17 protein-coding genes and 1 riboswitch are annotated in these 17,089 nt (G+C 68.1%); of the genes, 10 read left to right on the top strand and 7 right to left on the bottom strand.

All coding sequences use genetic code 11. The annotated features are described in order from the left end of the window. Positions 1 to 69 precede the first annotated feature (69 nt). From flhA to AC1RRR_RS11485, 3 genes are all read left to right on the top strand, one after another. Positions 70 to 2,178, top strand: coding sequence for a flagellar biosynthesis protein FlhA (flhA, locus tag AC1RRR_RS11495; RefSeq protein ID WP_492813125.1), 2,109 nt, complete (start codon positions 70 to 72; stop codon positions 2,176 to 2,178). A gap of 54 nt (positions 2,179 to 2,232) precedes the next feature. Next, positions 2,233 to 2,562 (top strand): YciI family protein, encoded by a 330-nt coding sequence (locus AC1RRR_RS11490; protein WP_492813123.1) that lies wholly within the window; start codon positions 2,233 to 2,235, stop codon positions 2,560 to 2,562. Positions 2,563 to 2,648: 86 nt separating this feature from the next. Beyond that, a complete protein-coding gene (locus tag AC1RRR_RS11485) occupies positions 2,649 to 4,037 on the top strand; it encodes an OprO/OprP family phosphate-selective porin (protein WP_492813121.1) in 1,389 nt (462 codons plus the stop codon). Here AC1RRR_RS11485 and AC1RRR_RS11480 read toward each other — a convergent pair. Continuing rightward, positions 4,034 to 5,344 carry an oxygenase MpaB family protein gene (locus AC1RRR_RS11480; RefSeq protein WP_492813119.1) on the bottom strand — a complete coding sequence of 437 codons (1,311 nt, stop codon included), beginning with the start codon at positions 5,342 to 5,344 and terminating at the stop codon, positions 4,034 to 4,036. The two genes, AC1RRR_RS11485 and AC1RRR_RS11480, sit on opposite strands and share 4 nt — an antisense overlap. A 112-nt stretch (positions 5,345 to 5,456) precedes the next feature. On the opposite strand from AC1RRR_RS11480, the gene AC1RRR_RS11475 reads away from it, so the two are divergent. From AC1RRR_RS11475 to AC1RRR_RS11465, 3 genes are all read left to right on the top strand, one after another. Next, the gene (locus AC1RRR_RS11475; protein ID WP_492813117.1) at positions 5,457 to 6,059 is read left to right on the top strand and encodes a TetR/AcrR family transcriptional regulator; all 603 of its coding nucleotides are present in this window, start codon (positions 5,457 to 5,459) and stop codon (positions 6,057 to 6,059) included. A 90-nt stretch (positions 6,060 to 6,149) separates the two neighbouring features. Then, positions 6,150 to 6,689: a hypothetical protein gene (locus tag AC1RRR_RS11470; protein WP_492813115.1), complete on the top strand. Its 540-nt coding sequence runs from the start codon at positions 6,150 to 6,152 to the stop codon at positions 6,687 to 6,689. 100 nt (positions 6,690 to 6,789) lie between these two features. After that, complete coding sequence (locus AC1RRR_RS11465) at positions 6,790 to 7,194, top strand: DUF4282 domain-containing protein (RefSeq protein ID WP_454717560.1); 405 nt, start codon at positions 6,790 to 6,792, stop codon at positions 7,192 to 7,194. Here AC1RRR_RS11465 and AC1RRR_RS11460 read toward each other — a convergent pair whose 3' ends face one another. From AC1RRR_RS11460 to AC1RRR_RS11450, 3 genes are all read right to left on the bottom strand, one after another. After that, a complete protein-coding gene (locus tag AC1RRR_RS11460; protein WP_492813113.1) occupies positions 7,195 to 7,641 on the bottom strand; it encodes a MarR family winged helix-turn-helix transcriptional regulator in 447 nt (148 codons plus the stop codon). It lies immediately after the preceding gene. Between the two features lie 9 nt (positions 7,642 to 7,650). Next, on the bottom strand, positions 7,651 to 8,067 hold the full coding sequence (locus AC1RRR_RS11455; RefSeq protein WP_047410442.1) for an organic hydroperoxide resistance protein: 417 nt from the start codon (positions 8,065 to 8,067) through the stop codon (positions 7,651 to 7,653). Between the two features lie 282 nt (positions 8,068 to 8,349). Next, the gene (locus tag AC1RRR_RS11450) at positions 8,350 to 9,051 is read right to left on the bottom strand and encodes a J domain-containing protein (protein ID WP_492813110.1); all 702 of its coding nucleotides are present in this window, start codon (positions 9,049 to 9,051) and stop codon (positions 8,350 to 8,352) included. A gap of 102 nt (positions 9,052 to 9,153) precedes the next feature. On the opposite strand from AC1RRR_RS11450, the gene pdxH reads away from it, so the two are divergent. The 3 genes from pdxH to AC1RRR_RS11435 all read left to right on the top strand — a co-directional run bounded on the left by pdxH (position 9,154) and on the right by AC1RRR_RS11435 (position 11,722). After that, a complete protein-coding gene (gene pdxH, locus AC1RRR_RS11445) occupies positions 9,154 to 9,822 on the top strand; it encodes a pyridoxamine 5'-phosphate oxidase (RefSeq protein ID WP_492813554.1) in 669 nt (222 codons plus the stop codon). An 80-nt stretch (positions 9,823 to 9,902) separates the two neighbouring features. Then, the gene (locus tag AC1RRR_RS11440; RefSeq protein WP_492813109.1) at positions 9,903 to 10,919 is read left to right on the top strand and encodes a hypothetical protein; all 1,017 of its coding nucleotides are present in this window, start codon (positions 9,903 to 9,905) and stop codon (positions 10,917 to 10,919) included. 92 nt (positions 10,920 to 11,011) lie between these two features. Continuing rightward, positions 11,012 to 11,722 (top strand): hypothetical protein, encoded by a 711-nt coding sequence (locus AC1RRR_RS11435; protein WP_492813108.1) that lies wholly within the window; start codon positions 11,012 to 11,014, stop codon positions 11,720 to 11,722. 18 nt (positions 11,723 to 11,740) lie between these two features. Here the strand turns inward: AC1RRR_RS11435 and AC1RRR_RS11430 are convergent, their stop codons facing one another. Further along, the gene (locus AC1RRR_RS11430; RefSeq protein ID WP_492813107.1) at positions 11,741 to 12,661 is read right to left on the bottom strand and encodes a homoserine O-succinyltransferase; all 921 of its coding nucleotides are present in this window, start codon (positions 12,659 to 12,661) and stop codon (positions 11,741 to 11,743) included. A 47-nt stretch (positions 12,662 to 12,708) separates the two neighbouring features. Further along, positions 12,709 to 12,815, bottom strand: a riboswitch (SAM-I-IV-variant riboswitch). A gap of 51 nt (positions 12,816 to 12,866) precedes the next feature. Next, entirely contained in the window at positions 12,867 to 13,487 is a 621-nt protein-coding gene (locus AC1RRR_RS11425; RefSeq protein ID WP_492813553.1) for a TetR/AcrR family transcriptional regulator, read from the bottom strand. Positions 13,488 to 13,631: 144 nt separating this feature from the next. Between AC1RRR_RS11425 and AC1RRR_RS11420 the strand changes: the two genes are divergently transcribed. Next, entirely contained in the window at positions 13,632 to 15,131 is a 1,500-nt protein-coding gene (locus AC1RRR_RS11420) for a bifunctional aminoglycoside phosphotransferase/ATP-binding protein (protein WP_492813106.1), read from the top strand. Between the two features lie 3 nt (positions 15,132 to 15,134). Here AC1RRR_RS11420 and AC1RRR_RS11415 read toward each other — a convergent pair whose 3' ends face one another. Then, the gene (locus AC1RRR_RS11415) at positions 15,135 to 16,880 is read right to left on the bottom strand and encodes a hybrid sensor histidine kinase/response regulator (RefSeq protein WP_492813104.1); all 1,746 of its coding nucleotides are present in this window, start codon (positions 16,878 to 16,880) and stop codon (positions 15,135 to 15,137) included. Positions 16,881 to 17,089: the final 209 nt, after the last annotated feature.

Raw genomic sequence — 17,089 nt, 5'->3', positions numbered from 1 at the left:
AGATGGCGGCGGACCGCAAATCGCTTCAAGCGCTGGTCTAGCTTATCCATCAACGGTTCAAGGTTCAGCATGGCCGACGCCGCCGCCCCGACCGCGAGATCCGTCCCCAGCGCCAGGTCGCTGGTCGACGGCATCCTGCGCGGCGAAATGGGCCTGGCGGTCGGCGTCGTGGGCATCATCGTCCTGCTGATCCTGCCGGTTCCGGCCATCCTGCTGGACCTGCTGCTGTCGATCTCGCTGACCGGATCCGTGCTGATCCTGATGACGGCGATCCTGATCAAGCGGCCGCTGGAATTCACCTCGTTCCCGACCGTCCTGCTGGTCTCGACCTTGTATCGACTGGCCCTGAACGTCGCCTCGACCCGCCTGATCCTGAGCCACGGCCAGGAAGGCAGCGGCGGGGCCGGCGCGGTCATCGAGGCCTTCGGTCACCTGATGATGCAGGGCAACTTCGTCATCGGCGTCATCATCTTCATCATCCTGGTGGTGGTGAACTTCATGGTCGTCACCAAGGGTTCGGGCCGGATCGCCGAAGTCGCGGCCCGCTTCACCCTGGACGCCATGCCCGGCAAGCAGATGGCCATCGACGCCGACCTGTCGACGGGCCTGATCGACCAGGAAATGGCCAAGCTGCGCCGCAAGGAGCTGGAGCAGGAAAGCACGTTCTTCGGCGCCATGGACGGCGCCAGCAAGTTCGTGAAGGGCGATGCTATCGCCGGCCTGATCATCACCGGCATCAACATCGTCGGCGGCATCATCATCGGTGTCGTGCAGCACAAGATCCCGATCGGCGAAGCCGCGTCGTCCTACACGATCATGACGATCGGTGACGGCCTGGTCAGCCAGATCCCGGCCCTGATCATCTCGATCGCCGCCGGTATGGTCGTGTCCAAGGCCGGCGTCGAAGGCTCGGCCGACAAGGCCCTGACCACCCAGCTGGCCATGAACCCGGTCGCCCTGGGCATGGTCTCGGCCTCGTCGGGCGTCATCGCCCTGATCCCGGGCATGCCGATCATCCCGTTCGCGGCCCTGTCGCTGGGCGCCGGGGCGCTGGCCTACAAGCGCATTCAGGACGCCAAGAAACCCAAGCCGCTCGACCCCGCCGCGCTCGAGGCCGCCAACGCCGCGCCAGCCGAGGCCGAGGAAGAGCCGATCAGCGCCTCGCTGGCGATCGACGACGTCAAGATCGAGCTGGGCTACGGCCTGCTGACCCTGATCAACGACCTGGACGGCCGCAAGCTGACCGACCAGATCCGCGCCCTGCGCAAGACCCTGGCCGGCGAGTTCGGCTTCGTCATGCCGCCGGTGCGGATCCTGGACAACATGCGCCTGGCCAACCAGGGCTACGCCATCCGCATCAAGGAAATGGAAGCCGGCGCCGGCGAAGTGCGCCTGGGCAGCCTGATGGCCATGGACCCGCGCGGCGGCCAGGTCGAACTGCCCGGCGAGCACGTGCGCGAGCCCGCCTTCGGCCTGCCGGCCACCTGGATCGCCGACGACCTGCGCGAGGAAGCCACCTTCCGCGGCTACACGGTCGTCGACCCGGCCACGGTGCTGACCACGCACCTGACCGAGATCCTCAAGGAGAACATGGCCGACCTGCTGTCCTATTCCGAGGTGCAGAAGCTCCTGAAGGAGATGCCCGAGGCGCAGCAGAAGCTTGTCGCCGACCTGATCCCGGGCACGGTCACCGCCACCACCGTCCAGCGCGTGCTGCAGTCGCTGCTGAAGGAGCGCGTCTCGGTCCGCGACCTGCCGCAGATCCTGGAAGGCATCGGCGAGGCCGCCCCGCACACCGCCTCGGTCACCCAGCTGGTCGAACAGGTCCGTGCGCGTCTGGCCCGCCAGCTGTGCTGGGCCAATCGCGGCGACGACGGCGCCCTGCCCATCATCACCCTGTCGGCCGACTGGGAGCAGGCCTTCGCCGAAGCCCTGATCGGCCCCGGCGACGACAAGCAGCTGGCCCTGCCGCCCTCGCGCCTGCAGGACTTCATCCGCGGCGTCCGCGACAGCTTCGAACGCGCCGCACTGGCCGGCGAGGCTCCGGTCCTGCTGACCAGCCCCGGCGTCCGTCCCTACGTCCGCTCGATCATCGAGCGCTTCCGCGGCCAGACCGTCGTGATGAGCCAGAACGAGATCCACCCGCGCGCGCGTCTGCGCACCGTGGGGATGGTCTAAGGGAACCTTTCTCAATCTGATTGCATTCTGCAATCGGTTTGAAAGGAGGCCCCCATGCCCCACTTCGTCACCATCGGGTACGGCGACCGCGAAGGCTACGAGCGTACGCCCCAGCCGCTCCGCGACGCCGCCCATGCCCAGGATGCGGAACTGAAGCGCCATGGCGCGCTGATCGGCGTCGCCGGCCAGGCCGTCCAGGTCCGCAACCCCGAAGCCGCCGGCGTCCAGACCACCGAGGGCCCGTTCCTGTCGTCCTCGCTGCCCATCGCCGGCTTCGCCATCATCGAGGCCGCCAGCCTGGAAGAAGCCATCGCGCTGGTCTCCAAGGCCCCCTGCGCGGTGTGCCACGGCGTGGTCGAGGTGTGGCCGCTGAAGACCGCCTGATCCGTTATTGGCGCTTCGACAGTCGCAAATCTTCACCAAGGTGTGGCATTAGGAACGGGCAGGTTGCTCTTTTCCATGGTGCTGTTTTGCATCCCAAGTTTACGTCCCTCGTCGCGCTTAGCGCGGCGGGCGCCTGCCTGCTGTCGTCGCCTGTTTTCGCGCAAGATACGCTGAGCCCCGAAGAGATCGCCGCCCTGCGCGCCGAGATCGCGGGGCTGAAGGCGCAGGTGCAGCGCATGGAGAGCCGTCTGGACGCGGCCAGCGGGATCCAGCGCACCGCGCCGGTGGCGGCGGTCCCCACACCGGTTCCCGCCAAGCCCGCCAGCGCCGAGATCACCTGGAAGGGCTCGCCGGTGATCTCCGCCAGCGGCGGGCGCAGCTTCAAGGCCAAGGGACGGATCCAGACCGACGTGGGGTATGTCGACGCGCCAAAGGCCCTGGCCGACCGGGGCCTGGGTTATGCCGCCGAGATGCGCCGGATCCGCCTGGGCGGGGAGGGCGGCCTGGGCGCGGGCATCGGCTACAAGCTGGAGCTGGAGCTGTCGGACAACGCCGTCGACCTGGTCGACACCTTCGTCACCTACAAGGCTGGCCCGTGGCTGCTGGCGCTGGGCAACCAGAACCAGTTCCAGTCGCTGGACGAGCTGACCGGCGACACCTCCGGCGCGCTGATGGAGCGGGCGGCCTTCACCGACGCCTTCAACTTCGAGCGCCGCCTGGGGCTGTCGGCCCAGTACGAGAAGGGGCCGTGGCTGCTCCAGGCGGGCCTGTTCGCCGACGACATCACCGCCCTGGCCAACGCCAGCGACGGCCCGGCAGGCGGCGACGAGAACAACAGCTATGGCCTGGACGGGCGGGTGGTCTATGCGCCCAAGATCGGCAAGACCCAGTGGCACTTCGGCGGCTCAGCCCACCAGCGCCAGCTGAAGCGGGTGTCCGACACCGCGACCCGCTACCGCCAGCGGCCCTATGTCCACACCAGTAACAGCCGCCTGATCGGCACGGCCGCCTTGCCGGTTCGCGAAGAGATCCACTACGGCCTGGAGGCGGCGTTCGTGCGTGGCCGCTGGCACGGCGCGGCCGAGACCCACTGGCTGGACGCACAGCTGAAGACCGGCCCGAACGCGCGGTTCTTCGGCGGTTATGCCGAGCTGGGCTATTTCCTCACCGACGACACGCGCGGCTACAAGAGCGGCATCTTCGATCGCGCCAAGCCGAAGAAACCTCTCGGCGGCGGCGGTCTGGGGACGCTGCAGGTCAATGTCCGCTACGACTATCTGGACCTGAACGACCGCGGCATTGTCGGCGGCACGCAGAACGCCTGGCTGGCCGCGCTGATCTGGCAGCCGGTCGAGTTCCTGCGCTTCAACCTCAACGGCGGCGTCCTGGCCTATACGGACGCCACGCCGCTGCCGAACGGCGACCGTGACTACAAGGCCAAGGTCGCCGGGGCGCGGATGGAGCTGGACTTCTAGGCGGCTACGGGTTTGCCAGCCGGGCGGTATTTCTCCGCGTCGGAGATGAACTCCGCGTGGCCGTACCGCGCCAGCTGCTTCTTCAGCTTGGCGACCAGGTGGGCGTCGGCCAGGTCGGCCACGCCCGGGACGTTCCGCGCCAGGCGGTAGGCCATCAGCTGGCTGGTCACCAGCAGGGCCACCAGGCCGAACATCATGAAGTCGCGCGGGCCGATCTCGACGCCCATGCGGCGGGCGGCGGCGACGTCGCCGTTCATGAAGTTGCGCAGGAAAAACACCTTGGAGAACCGCCGCTCGACCTTGTCGAACAGCCGGTTCTCCGGGCGCTCGTCGGGCGGCAGGTAGGCGTTCAGCGTGGCGCGGACCAGCTCGCCGCAGGTGGCGTCATCGAAGCCGGCGCGCAGGGTGCCGCTGCGGGCATTCATGGTGTCCACGACGCCCTGCGGGGTGTCGGCCAGCAGGTCCTCGGGCAGGCCCAGCAGGAAGCAGCGATAGCGGGCCAGCTCGACCCGCGCGCGCTCCTCGGGAGTGAAGGTCTTCCGGCCCTGGCCGACGATCTTGTAGCTCATCAGGAAGATCGGGATCAGGCCGGCGGGCATCTGGTCGACCTGCGGGATCGGGATGCCGTAGACGCCCACGTCCCAGCGGTCCGAGCGCTTCAGGGCGTTGAACCGCACCATCGAGTGCATCAGCCGCACCATGGCCGCCGCGCGGAAGCCCGCGCCGTGCCGCTCCAGCGAGCCGGGCAGCAGGGTGGTGGTGAAGAAGGTCGCCGTCTCGTTGACCCGGCGCGCGGCCGTGTCGCTGGACAGGGTGCCGGTCAGGGCCATCGGCAGGGCGGCGTACTTGTTCATAAAGGTGGCGATGAACGCGCCCCGGATCGCGAAGGGGCCCAGATTGGCGGCGGCGTTGCGGTCCAGGCGCTGGCCCTCGCGCACCAGGTCCATGTCCAGCCAGTCGGGCGCGGCCTCCATGTCGGCGATGAAAGCGGCCAGTTCCGGCGGCGCGTCGGGGACGGCGGCAATGCCTTCGTCGCAGGCCTTGGTCAGCATCTGGATCAGCGGGCGGAAGCCGTATTTCGGCATCAGGGCCGCATAGGCGTCGGCCACCACATCGCCCAGCATGGTGTAGGCCTTGATCAGGGCGACCTTGTCGGGATCCAGGTTCCTTAGGCGCGGCGCGACGCTGGCCTTGGGATCGTCGGTGAAGCGCTCGGGCGTGGCGTCGAAATCGACGTCGCCATACAGCGCGGGCAGGGCGGTCTTCTGCGAGGCGACCTTGGCCCGGACCTTTTCCAGCGGGGTCATGGCATCCTTTCCTAGCGGGAGCCGTGACGGATCCCTGTCTCGGGTTCTAGGTTAGGCCTTCAAGACCCCCGCGCTACTCGCCTTGCCCCGCATCCAGGAGGCCCAGCCGCAAGTGACTGAAAAGACGAGGCGAACGCCGCGCCAGCCGCGCTCCGAAGCGACGGTCGAGGCGATTCTGGAGGCGGCCTTTCAACTTTTGGAGGCCGATGGGATCGAGGCCCTGACCACCAACCACATCGCCGAGCGGGCGGGGGTCAGCGTCGGCACGCTCTATCAGTACTTCGGCGGCAAGCAGGCGATCCTGGCGGGGCTGGCTCAGCGGCGGGCGGCGGCCGCGCGCGACCGTATCGCCGAGATCGTCATTGCCGGCCCCGAGATCGGCACGGTTCGCCTGATCGTCCGCACCCTGGCCACGGCCTTCGAAGGCGCGCCCGCCACCCGCCGCGCCCTGCTGGACGCCCTGACCGCCGAGGGCGGCGATGACGTGGTGATGCGCAACCACGTCACCTTCTTCGACATGATCGCCGGCAAGGCGGCGCTGGGTTTCGACCTCTCGCCCGAGGCCGGCTTCGTCCTGACCCACGCCGTGGTCGGCCTGCTGCGCGCGGCCACGATCGAGAGCGACCTGGCCCTGGATCCGCAGGCGCTGGAGGACGAACTGGTGCGGCTGATGGAGGCCTATATTTCGGCGCTTCTGGTCGCGCGGAGCGCGTAGTCCTCACCCTCACGTCGACTTTCCGACGGAACCGTCACGACAAGGTGACGTTGTTTTGGCCGGGAGGGGCTCCCGACGGAGAGTAAAGACATGACCAACAAGCTCGCCCTGCTCGCCGCCGCCGCGACCCTGACGTTCGCTGGCGCCGCTTTCGCCCAGAGCACCACCACCAGCCAAACCACGACCTCGCCGGCGACCAGCACGGCGCCGGCCCAAAGCACGACGACCACGACGACCGCGCCGGATCCGGCCGCGCCGACGTCGCCGACCACGGCCGCCCCGACTCAGTCGACGACGACCACCACCACGCCGGCTGGCTCGACCACCACCCAAAGCACCACGACGCCTTCGGCCAGCCCGGCTGACGCGGCCGCCACGCCTAGCTCGGCCACCGTGGCCAGCTTCAAGGTCGGCTCGGCCGTCAAGGACGCCGGCGGCGTCTCGGTCGGCCAGATCACCGGCACCAGCACCGGCGCCGACGGCTCGACCAATGTCATCGTCACCAATGGCGGCGTGAAGTTCGCCCTGCCGGGCAACAGCCTGAGCGCGGGCGCTGACGGCAGCGTCTCGACCACGGCCACCAAGGCCCAGATCGACGCCACCGTCGCGGGCGCCAAGCCGCAGCAATAACGGTCCCTAACCGGACTGATACAACCGCGAGCCCGCTCGGCATTGCCGAGCGGGCTCGTCACTGGTAGCGATGGCCTTCAAAGAGGCGTTAATCGCCGACTTGGGGTTCCGTATGCCTCCGGCCAATAAGACTAAGCGTTCCGGCTCCCTGATGTGGGATCTGCTGACCTTTGACCGCCTGGTCACCGGGCCAGTGATTCACTTCATCTATTGGGCTGGCCTGGGCGTCGTGGCCCTGTTCGGCTTCTCGGTCGTCGGCGCCGCCGTCGGCCTGGCGCTGAAGGAGCCCGGCCTGGGCTCGCTGCTGCTGGCCTTCCCGGTGCTGATCGCTGGCCTGCTGGTCGCCGGCGCCCTGGTGCTGCTGTGGCGCGCCTTCTGCGAGTTCTATGTCGCCATCTTCCGGATCAGCGAGGACCTGCGGGCCCTGCGCCAGACCAGCGACGCCGACCACGCCGCGCACCGCGCCCGCCAGCAGGCCGCGCAGTCGCCGCGCCAGCAGGTCTGATTACCTAGCCAGAACCTTCAGCCGCTCGCGCATGGTCTCGATGAGGTCCATGGGCATGTCCAGCGCGCAGATCATCTGTTCCGGGATGGCCTCGGCCTGATCCCGCAGGGCGCGGCCCTTGTCGGTCAGGCCCACGATCACCCGCCGCTCGTCTTCCGGGTCGCGGTGGCGTGCGACGAGGCCACCGGCTTCCAGGCGCTTGAGCAGCGGGGTCAGGGTGCTGGAGTCGAGGTCCAGGGCGTCGCCCAGGGCCCCGACCGTCTGCGGGCTCTTCTCCCACAGCACCAGCATGGCCAGGTACTGCGGATAGGTCAGGCCCATCGCGTCCAGCATCGGCCGATACAGCCGCGTCATCCGGTTGGCCGCGCCGTAGAGGGCGAAGCACAACTGATTGTCCAGGCGCAGAGACTCTACGGGACGGTCGGACGGCGTCGGTTTCTTGTTCATCGTGTACGATTAAGCCGCCTTGACGGTAATAGCCACGTCCACGTTACCGCGGGTTGCGTTCGAGTACGGACAAACCTGGTGCGCGGTGGCGACGAGGGCTTCGGCGTCAGCCTGGCTCAAGCCTTGGGTCTCGACTTCGAGGGCGACTTCCAGCTTGAAGCCGACTTCTTGCGTGGCGAGGCCGACCTGGCCGGTCACGGTCGAGCCGGTGAGGGCGATCTTCTGGGTGCGGGCGACGTGGGCCATGGCGCTCTGGAAGCAGGCGGCATAGCCGGCCGCGAACAGCTGCTCAGGGTTCGTCCCGGTTTCCTTGCCGCCCAGGGCCTTGGGCATCGACAGCTGCACGTCCAGCAGGCCGTCTTCGCTGCGCGCGTGGCCGTCACGGCCGCCGACAACGGTGGCGCGGGTGGTGTAGAGGGTGGTCATTGGAGTAGCTCCCTTGCTTGGTTCGATGGGAGGTATTTGGTCGTGCGCGATTGATGTTCAAGTGTCGTTCGTGAAAAAAGATCGTGCGCGATGTAATTTTCTAGGACGAGACGCGTGGATGCCTCTCTCCTCCCCCTTTTGGAGGAGGGGGACCGCCGTAGGCGGTGGAGGGGCTAGCGCCGCCGACTCATGACCAGCCCCCTCCGTCACGCCGCGCTTCGCGGGCGCGCCACCTCCCCCATACGGGGAGGAGAGGTGAAGAGCCGTCGCGCTAGGTTGGTATCAGGCCGCCCAGGCCGCCGCGAAGCGCTTCAGCAGCGACCGCGCCGGGCTCTCGGCGTCGGCCTCGGCGGCTTCCAGGCGCAGGAACAGATCCCCCGCCTTATGCTGCGCGCGCGCCGGCAAACCCTGGTTGGGCAGGCGAACAAGCCCCCGTTCGGCGGCCTTGGTCGAGATCCAGGCCGGGCGGCGGCCCAGCGGGGTGTCGGCGTCGACGCGGCCGCCCTCAGCCAGCACGCGCGGATCGACCTTGCCGGTCAGCCACAAATCATCGCCGCGCACCAGGGCGCCGTCCTGAACGCGATAACGAACCTCGAACATCACGCCCTCGACCCGCACCTTGTCGCCTTCGCGCAGGCCGGCGGGCAGTTTCAGGCGCAGATGGCGGCCATCGATGGTCAGGTCTTCGGCGCCGCCGGCGACGGCCGTGGCGATGTCGATGTCCAGATAGACCCGGTCGACGATCGGCGGGGCGCTGGTCACGGCTGGCGGGAAGGCAGCCGGCTGGTAGGGATGGTCCTGCAGCAGGCGGTAGGCGGCCAGCACGTCGCGGAACAGGGCCGCGTCGCCGGTCGGACGGTCGGGGTGGGCCCGCTTGGCCGCCTCGCGATAGGCGGTGCGCAGCTCACGCTCGCCCGCGTCCGCGGCCACGCCCAGAAGGGCGCGGGCGGCGGCAAGCGTCAAAGCGGACGGACGGGCGGTCATCCGCCGGACCCTGCCGCCGGGATGGTCAACGGCGAGTTAAGTTAAGACTTTAGGGGATAGTCCCGAGTGGTCCCTCGCGCGCGAGCGGCCTATATCAAGGTCATGAGCGCCGACCCCACCTTGATCCCCGCCTCGCCCAGCGAAGACGACTATGTCCGCCTGGTCACCGAGGCCACGCCGCCGGCCCTGCTGTCGGAAGAGGATCCGTTCGCCCTGTTCGCCGAATGGCTGGAAGAGGCGGGCAAGAAGGAGCCCAACGATCCCAACGCCATGACCGTCTCGACCGTCGACGCCGACGGCATGCCGGACTCGCGCATGGTGCTGCTGAAGGATTTCGATCCGCGTGGCTTCGTCTTCTACACCAACACCCACAGCGCCAAGGGCCAGGAACTGAACGCCCACCCCAAGGCCGCCATCCTGTTCCATTGGAAGTCGCTGCGCCGTCAGGTGCGAATCCGGGGGACGGTCGAGCCGACCACGCAGGCCGAGGCCGACGCCTATTTCGCCAGCCGCGCCCGCGCCAGCCAGATCGGCGCCTGGGCCAGCGACCAGTCGCAGCCGTTGCCCGACCGCCTGGCCCTGGAAAAGCGCGTCGCCGAGATGGGCCTGAAGTTCGGCCTCGGGAAGGTGCCCCGTCCGCCCCACTGGTCGGGCTACCGCATCGTGCCCGTCACCATCGAATTCTGGCGCGACCGCCCCTTCCGCTTGCACGAACGGTTGGTCTTCGACCGCGTGGCCGCCGGCTGGACGACCAAGCGACTGTTTCCATAGACCAAAGTCTATGGGTTGAGTTTCCGGCGGCGGAACATCCTTGAGGTGCGATTAACCGCTGGCGCCTAGGCTTTTGGCCAATGCGTCTGAGCTCGATCTTCACAGTCCTGGCGGGGGTGCTCGCGCTGCTCGCGTTTGCGTCCGGCGCGTCGGCGGCCTGTACGGCGACGAGCACGGCGACGAGCTCGGCCACCTATTCGCCCAACGCCGTCACGCCCGCGACCCCCAGCATCGGCGCCGGCTTCGGCTGCGCGACGGGCAGTCCGCTGTGGATCTCGTTCTCCGGAAACTATGTGAAGGCCACGATCACGGCCTCGAATGGCTACAAGCTGAGCCAGTCCGGGGCCCCGGACATCAACTACGTGCTGTCGGCCGACGCGGCGGGGACCAAGCCGCTGTCGGGCTCGGCGACCTATTACATCAATGGCACGTCGGTCGATTTGGCGGGGCTGATCGGCTTCGCGCCGACCAGCGTGCCGGTCTACATCAAGCCGACCATCGCTGGCGCGGTGAAGTCGGGCGTCTATACCGGCTCGTTCACGATCTCATGGGACTGGAGCCTGTGCTCGTTGGCGCTGGGCGCCAGCTGCATCGGCACCACCGACAAGGACACCAAGTCGAGCATTGTCACGGTCAATCTGACGATCAACGGCGGCAAGCCGGCGACCGTCACGACGACGACGACCGTGGTCTATGACGACAAGAACGGCACGACGAACCCCAAGTCCATTCCGGGCGCCAAGCAGCGCACCACCGTCACGGTCAGCAATCCCGACACCTCGGCGCTGGCCAGCAACACGATGGAGCTGAAGATCGCGACCCCGGCCAACACCACGATCGCCCTGGACGGCGACGGCGCGGGCGGGGCCTCCGTGGTCTTCACCGAGGGCAGCCCGGCCTCGGGCCTGGCGTTCAGCTACGTGGCGTCGAACAATCTGGGCGACGACGTCGAGTTCTCGTCCGACGGCGGCTCCAGCTGGCTGTTCCTGCCGACGGTGGCGACCCAAGCCCAAGTGACCCACGTCCGGCTGAAACCGCGCGGGGCGATGGCGGCGGGCTCGAACTTCAAGATCTCGGTCGCCTACACGGTCAAATAGCCTTCAGCCGCGACTACGAGGTCGCGGATGCGCGCTGTCCGTGTGTTCGGCGTTATGATATCGCTTCGCGGTAAGCGGGGGCGAGCATGAGATTGCAGTCGAAGATTGTCGTGGCCTGCATGGTCATCATGGCTTGCGCGCCACTGGGCGGCTGCGGCGGCGTCAAACCGCTCCTGTCGGGCCTTGGCGAGGCCTTCAAGGGGCTCTGGCGAAGAATAGTCGACGATGGGGGCGAAAGAGCTGCCCGTGAGTTTGGCGAGGCGGCTGTCTCGGTCCCGCCAGCCGTGCGAAAGCTCGATCGCGTCGTCGACCGTGAGGTCGCCGGTTCGAATGCCTGGGTTGAGCTGGCGGAACGGGGGAGCGGCGCCTACAGCTTGGACGTCGATATCGCCGTCGGGCAGATCACCGAAGATATCTCAGGTCCAGTTGCATCCAGCCTAGAGCCGCGATTCACGCGGGAGGACTTGAACAAGGCCGTACAGGCGGCGCTTGTCGAAAAAGCGAAGAGCGTGGCGAAACAGGCCCCGGCCAAGTTCGAACTCGACCTGGCGGCCGGGAAGTTCAAACTGCTTGAGAAGAAGAAGATCGGATCGGTCGAGGTTTCGGTTGGCCAGATCGATATCAAGAAGATCGGGACGGCGATTGTGGCTGGCGCGTGGGCCTGTATCGAAGTCGCCAGGCGCGACAATCCGAGGGGCTATTCGTTCGGCACGCTGCAAGACTGCACTCAAAAGGCCGTCTGGGCCGTCAGGGCGCAGGGCGACTCAAAAAGCACGAGCCAGCTCCCGAATCCGCAGGGCTGATCGGGCGCCGTCTCAGGCCTAGGCCCGGCCGATGTCGTCCAGGCGGAACGGCGTGGTCTGGTAGATCTGGTTGATCCAGTTGGAGAACAGCAGGTGGGCGTGGCCGCGCCAGCGGTTGCGGGGCGTCGCGCTCGCGTCGCCGCGCGGGAAGTAGTGGGCCGGCTGCGGCGTCGACGGGTCCTTGGCGCTGTCGCGGACATATTCGTCGCGCAGGGTCTCGCCGTCATATTCCAGGTGGTTGAACATGTGCAGCGAGCGGCGCTGGGCGTCCTCGATCAGGCACAGGCCGGCTTCGTCCGACTCCAGCAGCACCTTCAGGCCGGGGGCCTGGTCGACCGCCGCGCGGCTGACCTCGGTCCAGCGCGAGACCGGGATGTCGACCTCGTCGGCGAAGCCGCGCAGATAGGGCGAGGTCGGCTCGACCAGGTGGTGGGCGTAGACGCCCGAACGCTTGGCCGGCAACACCTGCTTGTCGACGCCGTGGAAGTGGCGCAGCGCGGCCTGGGCGCCCCAGCAGATGGTCAGGCAGCTGTGCACGTGGGCTTGGGTCCAGTCCAGGATCCGGCGCAACTCGTCCCAGTAGGCGACGTCCTCGAAGGCCATGGTCTCGACCGGGGCGCCGGTGACGATGAAGCCGTCGAAGCGCTGGTCGCGCATCTCGTCCCACGAGCGGTAGAAGGCGGCCATGTGTTCGGCCGGGGTGTTGCGCGGCGTGTGGCTGGCCAGCTGCATCAAGGAGAGCTCGACCTGCAGTGGCGTGGCGCCCAAGAGGCGCGCGAACTGGGTCTCGGTCTTGGGCTTGTCCGGCATCAGGTTCAGCAGGCCGATGCGCAGCGGACGGATGTCCTGGCGGGCGGCGTCGGTCTCGCGCATGACGACCACGCCCTCGGCTTCGAGGGTGGCGCGGGCAGGCAGTGAATCCGGAATCTTGATCGGCAAGGCTTCGCCCCTGGACTTCGACAAAATCGACGCGGGACGGAGGTGGAGATCACCCGTTTGATTGCCGTCTCGGCCACATCCTCTCCGGGGAGAGCGCCACCTTGCCCGGGAAGGCAGGTTGGCGTTGGGCGCGGCCCAACTCTTGATGCAGGCGCAGGACTAGCCGATGCGAAGCGCGGCTACAAGTCGGGGCAGGGCCTTGCGACTATCGGACGCCGTAGCGGGCGAGGAACGTTTCGACCGCGTCCTCGGCGATGGCCTTGATCGGACGACGCGGCTGGACCTCGTCGCCGGCCGACAGGCCCAGCACCAGGGTCACGTGGTCCAGCATGCCCATCAACTGGCCGGCGGCCCACGAGGCTTTCTCGACCTTCAGCTCGCCAGAGCGGACCAGGTCGTTGATGACCGCGATCGCCGCCCCGCCCAGTTCGTCGCGAGCGCTCTGCAGGAAATATTCGGCGACGTCCTCGAACCGGCGGCGCTCGGCGGTGACGATGCGGAACATCGCCCGGGTGTCGGGGCGAGAGAAGAAGGTGGCATAGGCCACGGCCAGGGCGGTCAGCCGGACGCGGGCGTCGCCCTTGGTGCGGACGGCCTCGCGGACCGGGGCGGCGATGCCGCTGACCGTCTCCATGACGATGGCCTTGAACAGGTCCGCCTTGCTGGGGAAGTAGGCGTACAGCGTGGCCGTCGAGACCCCCGCCGCGCGCGCCACCACCTCCATGCCGGCGTCGGCGTAGCCCTGGCGCAGGAAGAGCGCCCTGGCTGAGCCGAGGATCTCTTCGCGCTTGTGACCCGACCGCTTCAAACCCGCGCCGACCAGCATAGGAGTACTCACACTTGATGCCTTCGATACAATCTAGCCGCGAAAACGAGGGGTAAGCAAGGCTGACGTTAGAGGACTCTGGCCCGGCTTTCGGCTATGCAGCCCCGGCGCCGAATTCGTGCGCGGACAGATGGGATTTTCGGCGTGATCAAGGACGCGGAAGCCGCGCGCGAGCAGGAAGTGGCCGCCTGGTTCGAAGGCCGGGCCGAAAGCACGATCGAGACGTCGTGCGCCCGGGTGTTCCTGATCGACGACTCGGCCTTCAAGGTGAAGCGCCCGGTCGACTTCGGTTTCCTGGATTATTCGACGCTGGAGCTGCGCCGCTGGGCGCTGGAGCGCGAACTGACTTTCAACCGCGCCGCCGCGCCCGACATCTATCGTGAGGTCCGCTGCCTGACTCGCACGGCCGACGGCGGCCTGGAGATCAACGGCGAGGGCGAGATCGTCGAGTACCTGCTGGAGATGCGCCGCTTCGACCAGAACGGCGTGCTGGCCACCCAGCCGTGGGCGATCGACGACGCGCTGGAGGATTCGCTGGGCCGCACGGTGGCCCGTTTCCACGCCTGCTCGAGCCTGCGCCCGCAGGGCGGCGGCGTGTCGGCCCTGGGCTACACGATCCGCTCCAACGCCAACCTGCTGCGCGGCCTGTCCGCGCGTCTGGGCAAGCAGGCGGTCGAGCGCCTGGTCACCGAGACCGACATCGCGCTGGAGCGTTTGGGTCCGCTGCTGGACGGCCGCGCCAAGGAGGGCTTTGCCCGCCACTGCCACGGCGACCTGCACCTGGGGAACATCCTGATCGAGAACGGTCAGCCGATCCTGTTCGACTGCATCGAGTTCAACGACACCCTGTCGGACATCGACGTGCAGTACGACCTAGCCTTCCTGCTAATGGACCTGGACTTCCGCCGTCGCCGCGACGCCGCCGGCCGGGTGCTGAACGCCTATCTGGACGAGGCCGCCCGCACCTTCGGCGAAGGCCTGTGGACCGGTCTGGCGGCCCTGCCGCTGATGCTGAGCGTCCGCGCCGCCGTGCGCACCCACGTCTGGGCTTATACGGGCGACGACGAGGCCGCGCGGGCCTATCTGCAGACCGCCTTGGATCACCTGGCGCCCAAGCCGGTCAGCCTGGTGGCGGCCGGCGGCCTGTCGGGCTCGGGCAAGTCGACCTTCTCGCGCGTCTGCGCCCCCGGCCTGGGCTCGGCCCCCGGCGCGGTCGTTTTGCGCACCGACGAGATCCGCAAGCGCCTGTGGGGCGTGCCCTCGCTGGAGCGCCTGCCGCGAGAGGCCTATACACCGGAGATGAGCGCCAAGGTCTATGACCAGCTGTTCTCCGACGCCGAGCTGTGCCTGAGGGCTGGCCGTTCGGTGGTGCTGGACGCGGTGTTCCTGAAGCCCGAAGAGCGCGCCCGCGCCGAGGCCCTGGCCAAGACCTGCGACGTCGGCTTCCTGGGCGTCTGGCTGGAGGCTCCGCCCGAAGTCCTGCGCGAACGCGTCGCCGCCCGCGTCAACGACGCCTCGGACGCCGACGTGGCGGTGCTGGAAAGCCAGCTGACGCGCGACGCCGGCGAGATCACCTGGCGCAAAGTGGATACGGTCAACGCGTTCGAGGACGAGGCTCGGGCGCTGGCGGAGACGATGGGGTAGCGCTTAAGCCGCCTGCCGCCCCTCGTCCGGCGGGTCCGGGTTCACGGCCCGAATAATCGCCGTGATCAGGTCCATCGGCTTGACCGGCTTGCCCAGGTGGTCGTCGAAGCCCAGCCCCAGGAACCGCTCGCGGTCGCCGGCCATGGCCGAGGCGGTCAGGGCGATGACGGGCAGGGCGGGGTCGCCGGCGCGGCCGGCGCGGATGGCTTCCAGGGCCGTGATGCCGTCCATCACCGGCATGTTGATGTCCATCAGCACGCAGTCGTAGTGCTGCTGGGTCATGGCCTCGAGCGCTTCCTGGCCGTTCTCGACCACGGTCAAGGCGACGCCGGCCGGCTCGAGCATGGTGCGCACCACCAGCTGGTTGACGGCGTTGTCCTCGGCCATCAGCACGTGGATCTGGCCCAGGCTCTCGTCATCGACCTGCGGTTCCGGCTCGGGCGCGACCGGCGCTGAAGCCAGCGGGGCGCGGACGCTGAGCATGAAGCAAGCGCCGCTGGTGCTGGGGCGCAGCACCAGGTCGCCGCCCAGCTGGCGGGCCAGCGAGCGCGAGATGGCCAGGCCCAGACCCGCGCCGCCATAGCCGCGCGAAATGGTCTCGTCGGCCTGGGTGAAGCTGTCGAACACGCGGTCGGCGGCCTCGGGCGGCACGCCGGGACCGGTGTCGCAGACCGAGAAGCGGATCATCTCGTCCTCGGCGCTGACCGAGACGCGGACATGACCCTGGGCGGTGAACTTGACGGCGTTGGAGACCAGGTTGGTCAGCACCTGGCGAATGCGCAGCGGGTCGGCGCGAATCCACGCGGGGACCTCGGTGTCGTAGCGGGCGAACAGTTGCAGGCCCTTGGCCTCGGCCGCGTCGCGCCAGGCGTCGACCACGTCCGAGACGATGGCGCGGGGATCGACGATCTCGGGGGCCAGCTCGACCTTGCCGGCCTCGACGCGGGAGAGGTCCAGGACGTCGTTGAGCAGCTGCATCAGGCTGTCGCCCGACTTGATCATCAGCTCGACCTGCTGGCGCTGGGCCGCGCTCAGCTTGGAGCGCTCCAGGGCGTGGGCCATGCCCAGCAGGCCGTTCATCGGGGTGCGCAGCTCGTGGCTGGTGACGGCGATGAAGGTCGACTTGGCGCGGGCGGCCTCCAGGGCGCGCTCGCGCTCGTCGCGCAGGCCGCGGGTCAGCTCGTCCATGCGCCGGGCGGCGGCGCGGTTGCGCAGGGCGACATTGATGGTGATGCCGATCAGCAGCACCAGCGACCAGCGCATCGCCTGGGTCGCCGGGTCCGAGCCGGGCATGAACAGGAACGGGAAGACGATCAGGCTGACGATCGGGGCTACGCCGCTCAGCACCAGCAGGGCCAGCGGCTGGTGGCGATACTGCTGCATGAAGACCAGCTGGCCGCACCAGATGGCGACGGCGGCGACCTTCAGCTGCGCGGGGCCGTGCAGCCACAGCAGGGCTGCCAGCCCGGCCCAGCTGCCGTTGACGGGAATGGCGGCGAACATGAAGGCGGCGCGGTCGGCGCGGCTGCCCGGACGTCCCTTGCCGAAATTACGGGTGGCCAGCATGGCCAAGCCTTCGGCGACCAGGAAGCTGAGCAGCCAGGCGAAAGCGGTGCGAAAGCCCAGGCCGATGCCAATGACGCCGGCCGCCAGACAACCGGAAATAATGCGCGAAGGACCGAGCCGTCGAATGTCGGCCGCGACCTCGTCCAGTCGCTCATCCGCTAATGTATCGGCCCACCAGCCCAAAGACTCGCCTCTCCGGACGACGACGATTGTTCGCCTACGTTGCGACTATCCCCCGCAAGCAACCAAGAGTCTCCTTAACACGCGTGCGACCGATCAGCGCGTGCGTCGACTAGGCGACCGATCACTTTTCCTGGATTTCTCTTGTGAAGAGGCCCCGCGTTGCGCGGCGGCTCCTGCGTCGATAGCCTCGCCTGAACAACGATAAGCAA

Source organism: Caulobacter sp. GW821-FHT12D05, assembly GCF_058807295.1.
Note: the sequence above shows the minus strand (reverse complement) of the source record. Positions and strands in the feature narration are given on the sequence as shown.

Coding starts and splice junctions, on each gene's coding strand:
- AC1RRR_RS11470 (WP_492813115.1), top strand. CDS start 6,150: ATGACCAACAAGCTCGCCCTGCTCGCCGCCGCCGCGACCCTGACGTTC.
- AC1RRR_RS11425 (WP_492813553.1), bottom strand. CDS start 13,487: ATGCTGGTCGGCGCGGGTTTGAAGCGGTCGGGTCACAAGCGCGAAGAG.
- AC1RRR_RS11450 (WP_492813110.1), bottom strand. CDS start 9,051: ATGACCGCCCGTCCGTCCGCTTTGACGCTTGCCGCCGCCCGCGCCCTT.
- AC1RRR_RS11455 (WP_047410442.1), bottom strand. CDS start 8,067: ATGACCACCCTCTACACCACCCGCGCCACCGTTGTCGGCGGCCGTGAC.
- AC1RRR_RS11490 (WP_492813123.1), top strand. CDS start 2,233: ATGCCCCACTTCGTCACCATCGGGTACGGCGACCGCGAAGGCTACGAG.
- AC1RRR_RS11460 (WP_492813113.1), bottom strand. CDS start 7,641: ATGAACAAGAAACCGACGCCGTCCGACCGTCCCGTAGAGTCTCTGCGC.
- flhA (WP_492813125.1), top strand. CDS start 70: ATGGCCGACGCCGCCGCCCCGACCGCGAGATCCGTCCCCAGCGCCAGG.
- pdxH (WP_492813554.1), top strand. CDS start 9,154: ATGAGCGCCGACCCCACCTTGATCCCCGCCTCGCCCAGCGAAGACGAC.
- AC1RRR_RS11440 (WP_492813109.1), top strand. CDS start 9,903: ATGCGTCTGAGCTCGATCTTCACAGTCCTGGCGGGGGTGCTCGCGCTG.
- AC1RRR_RS11480 (WP_492813119.1), bottom strand. CDS start 5,344: ATGACCCCGCTGGAAAAGGTCCGGGCCAAGGTCGCCTCGCAGAAGACC.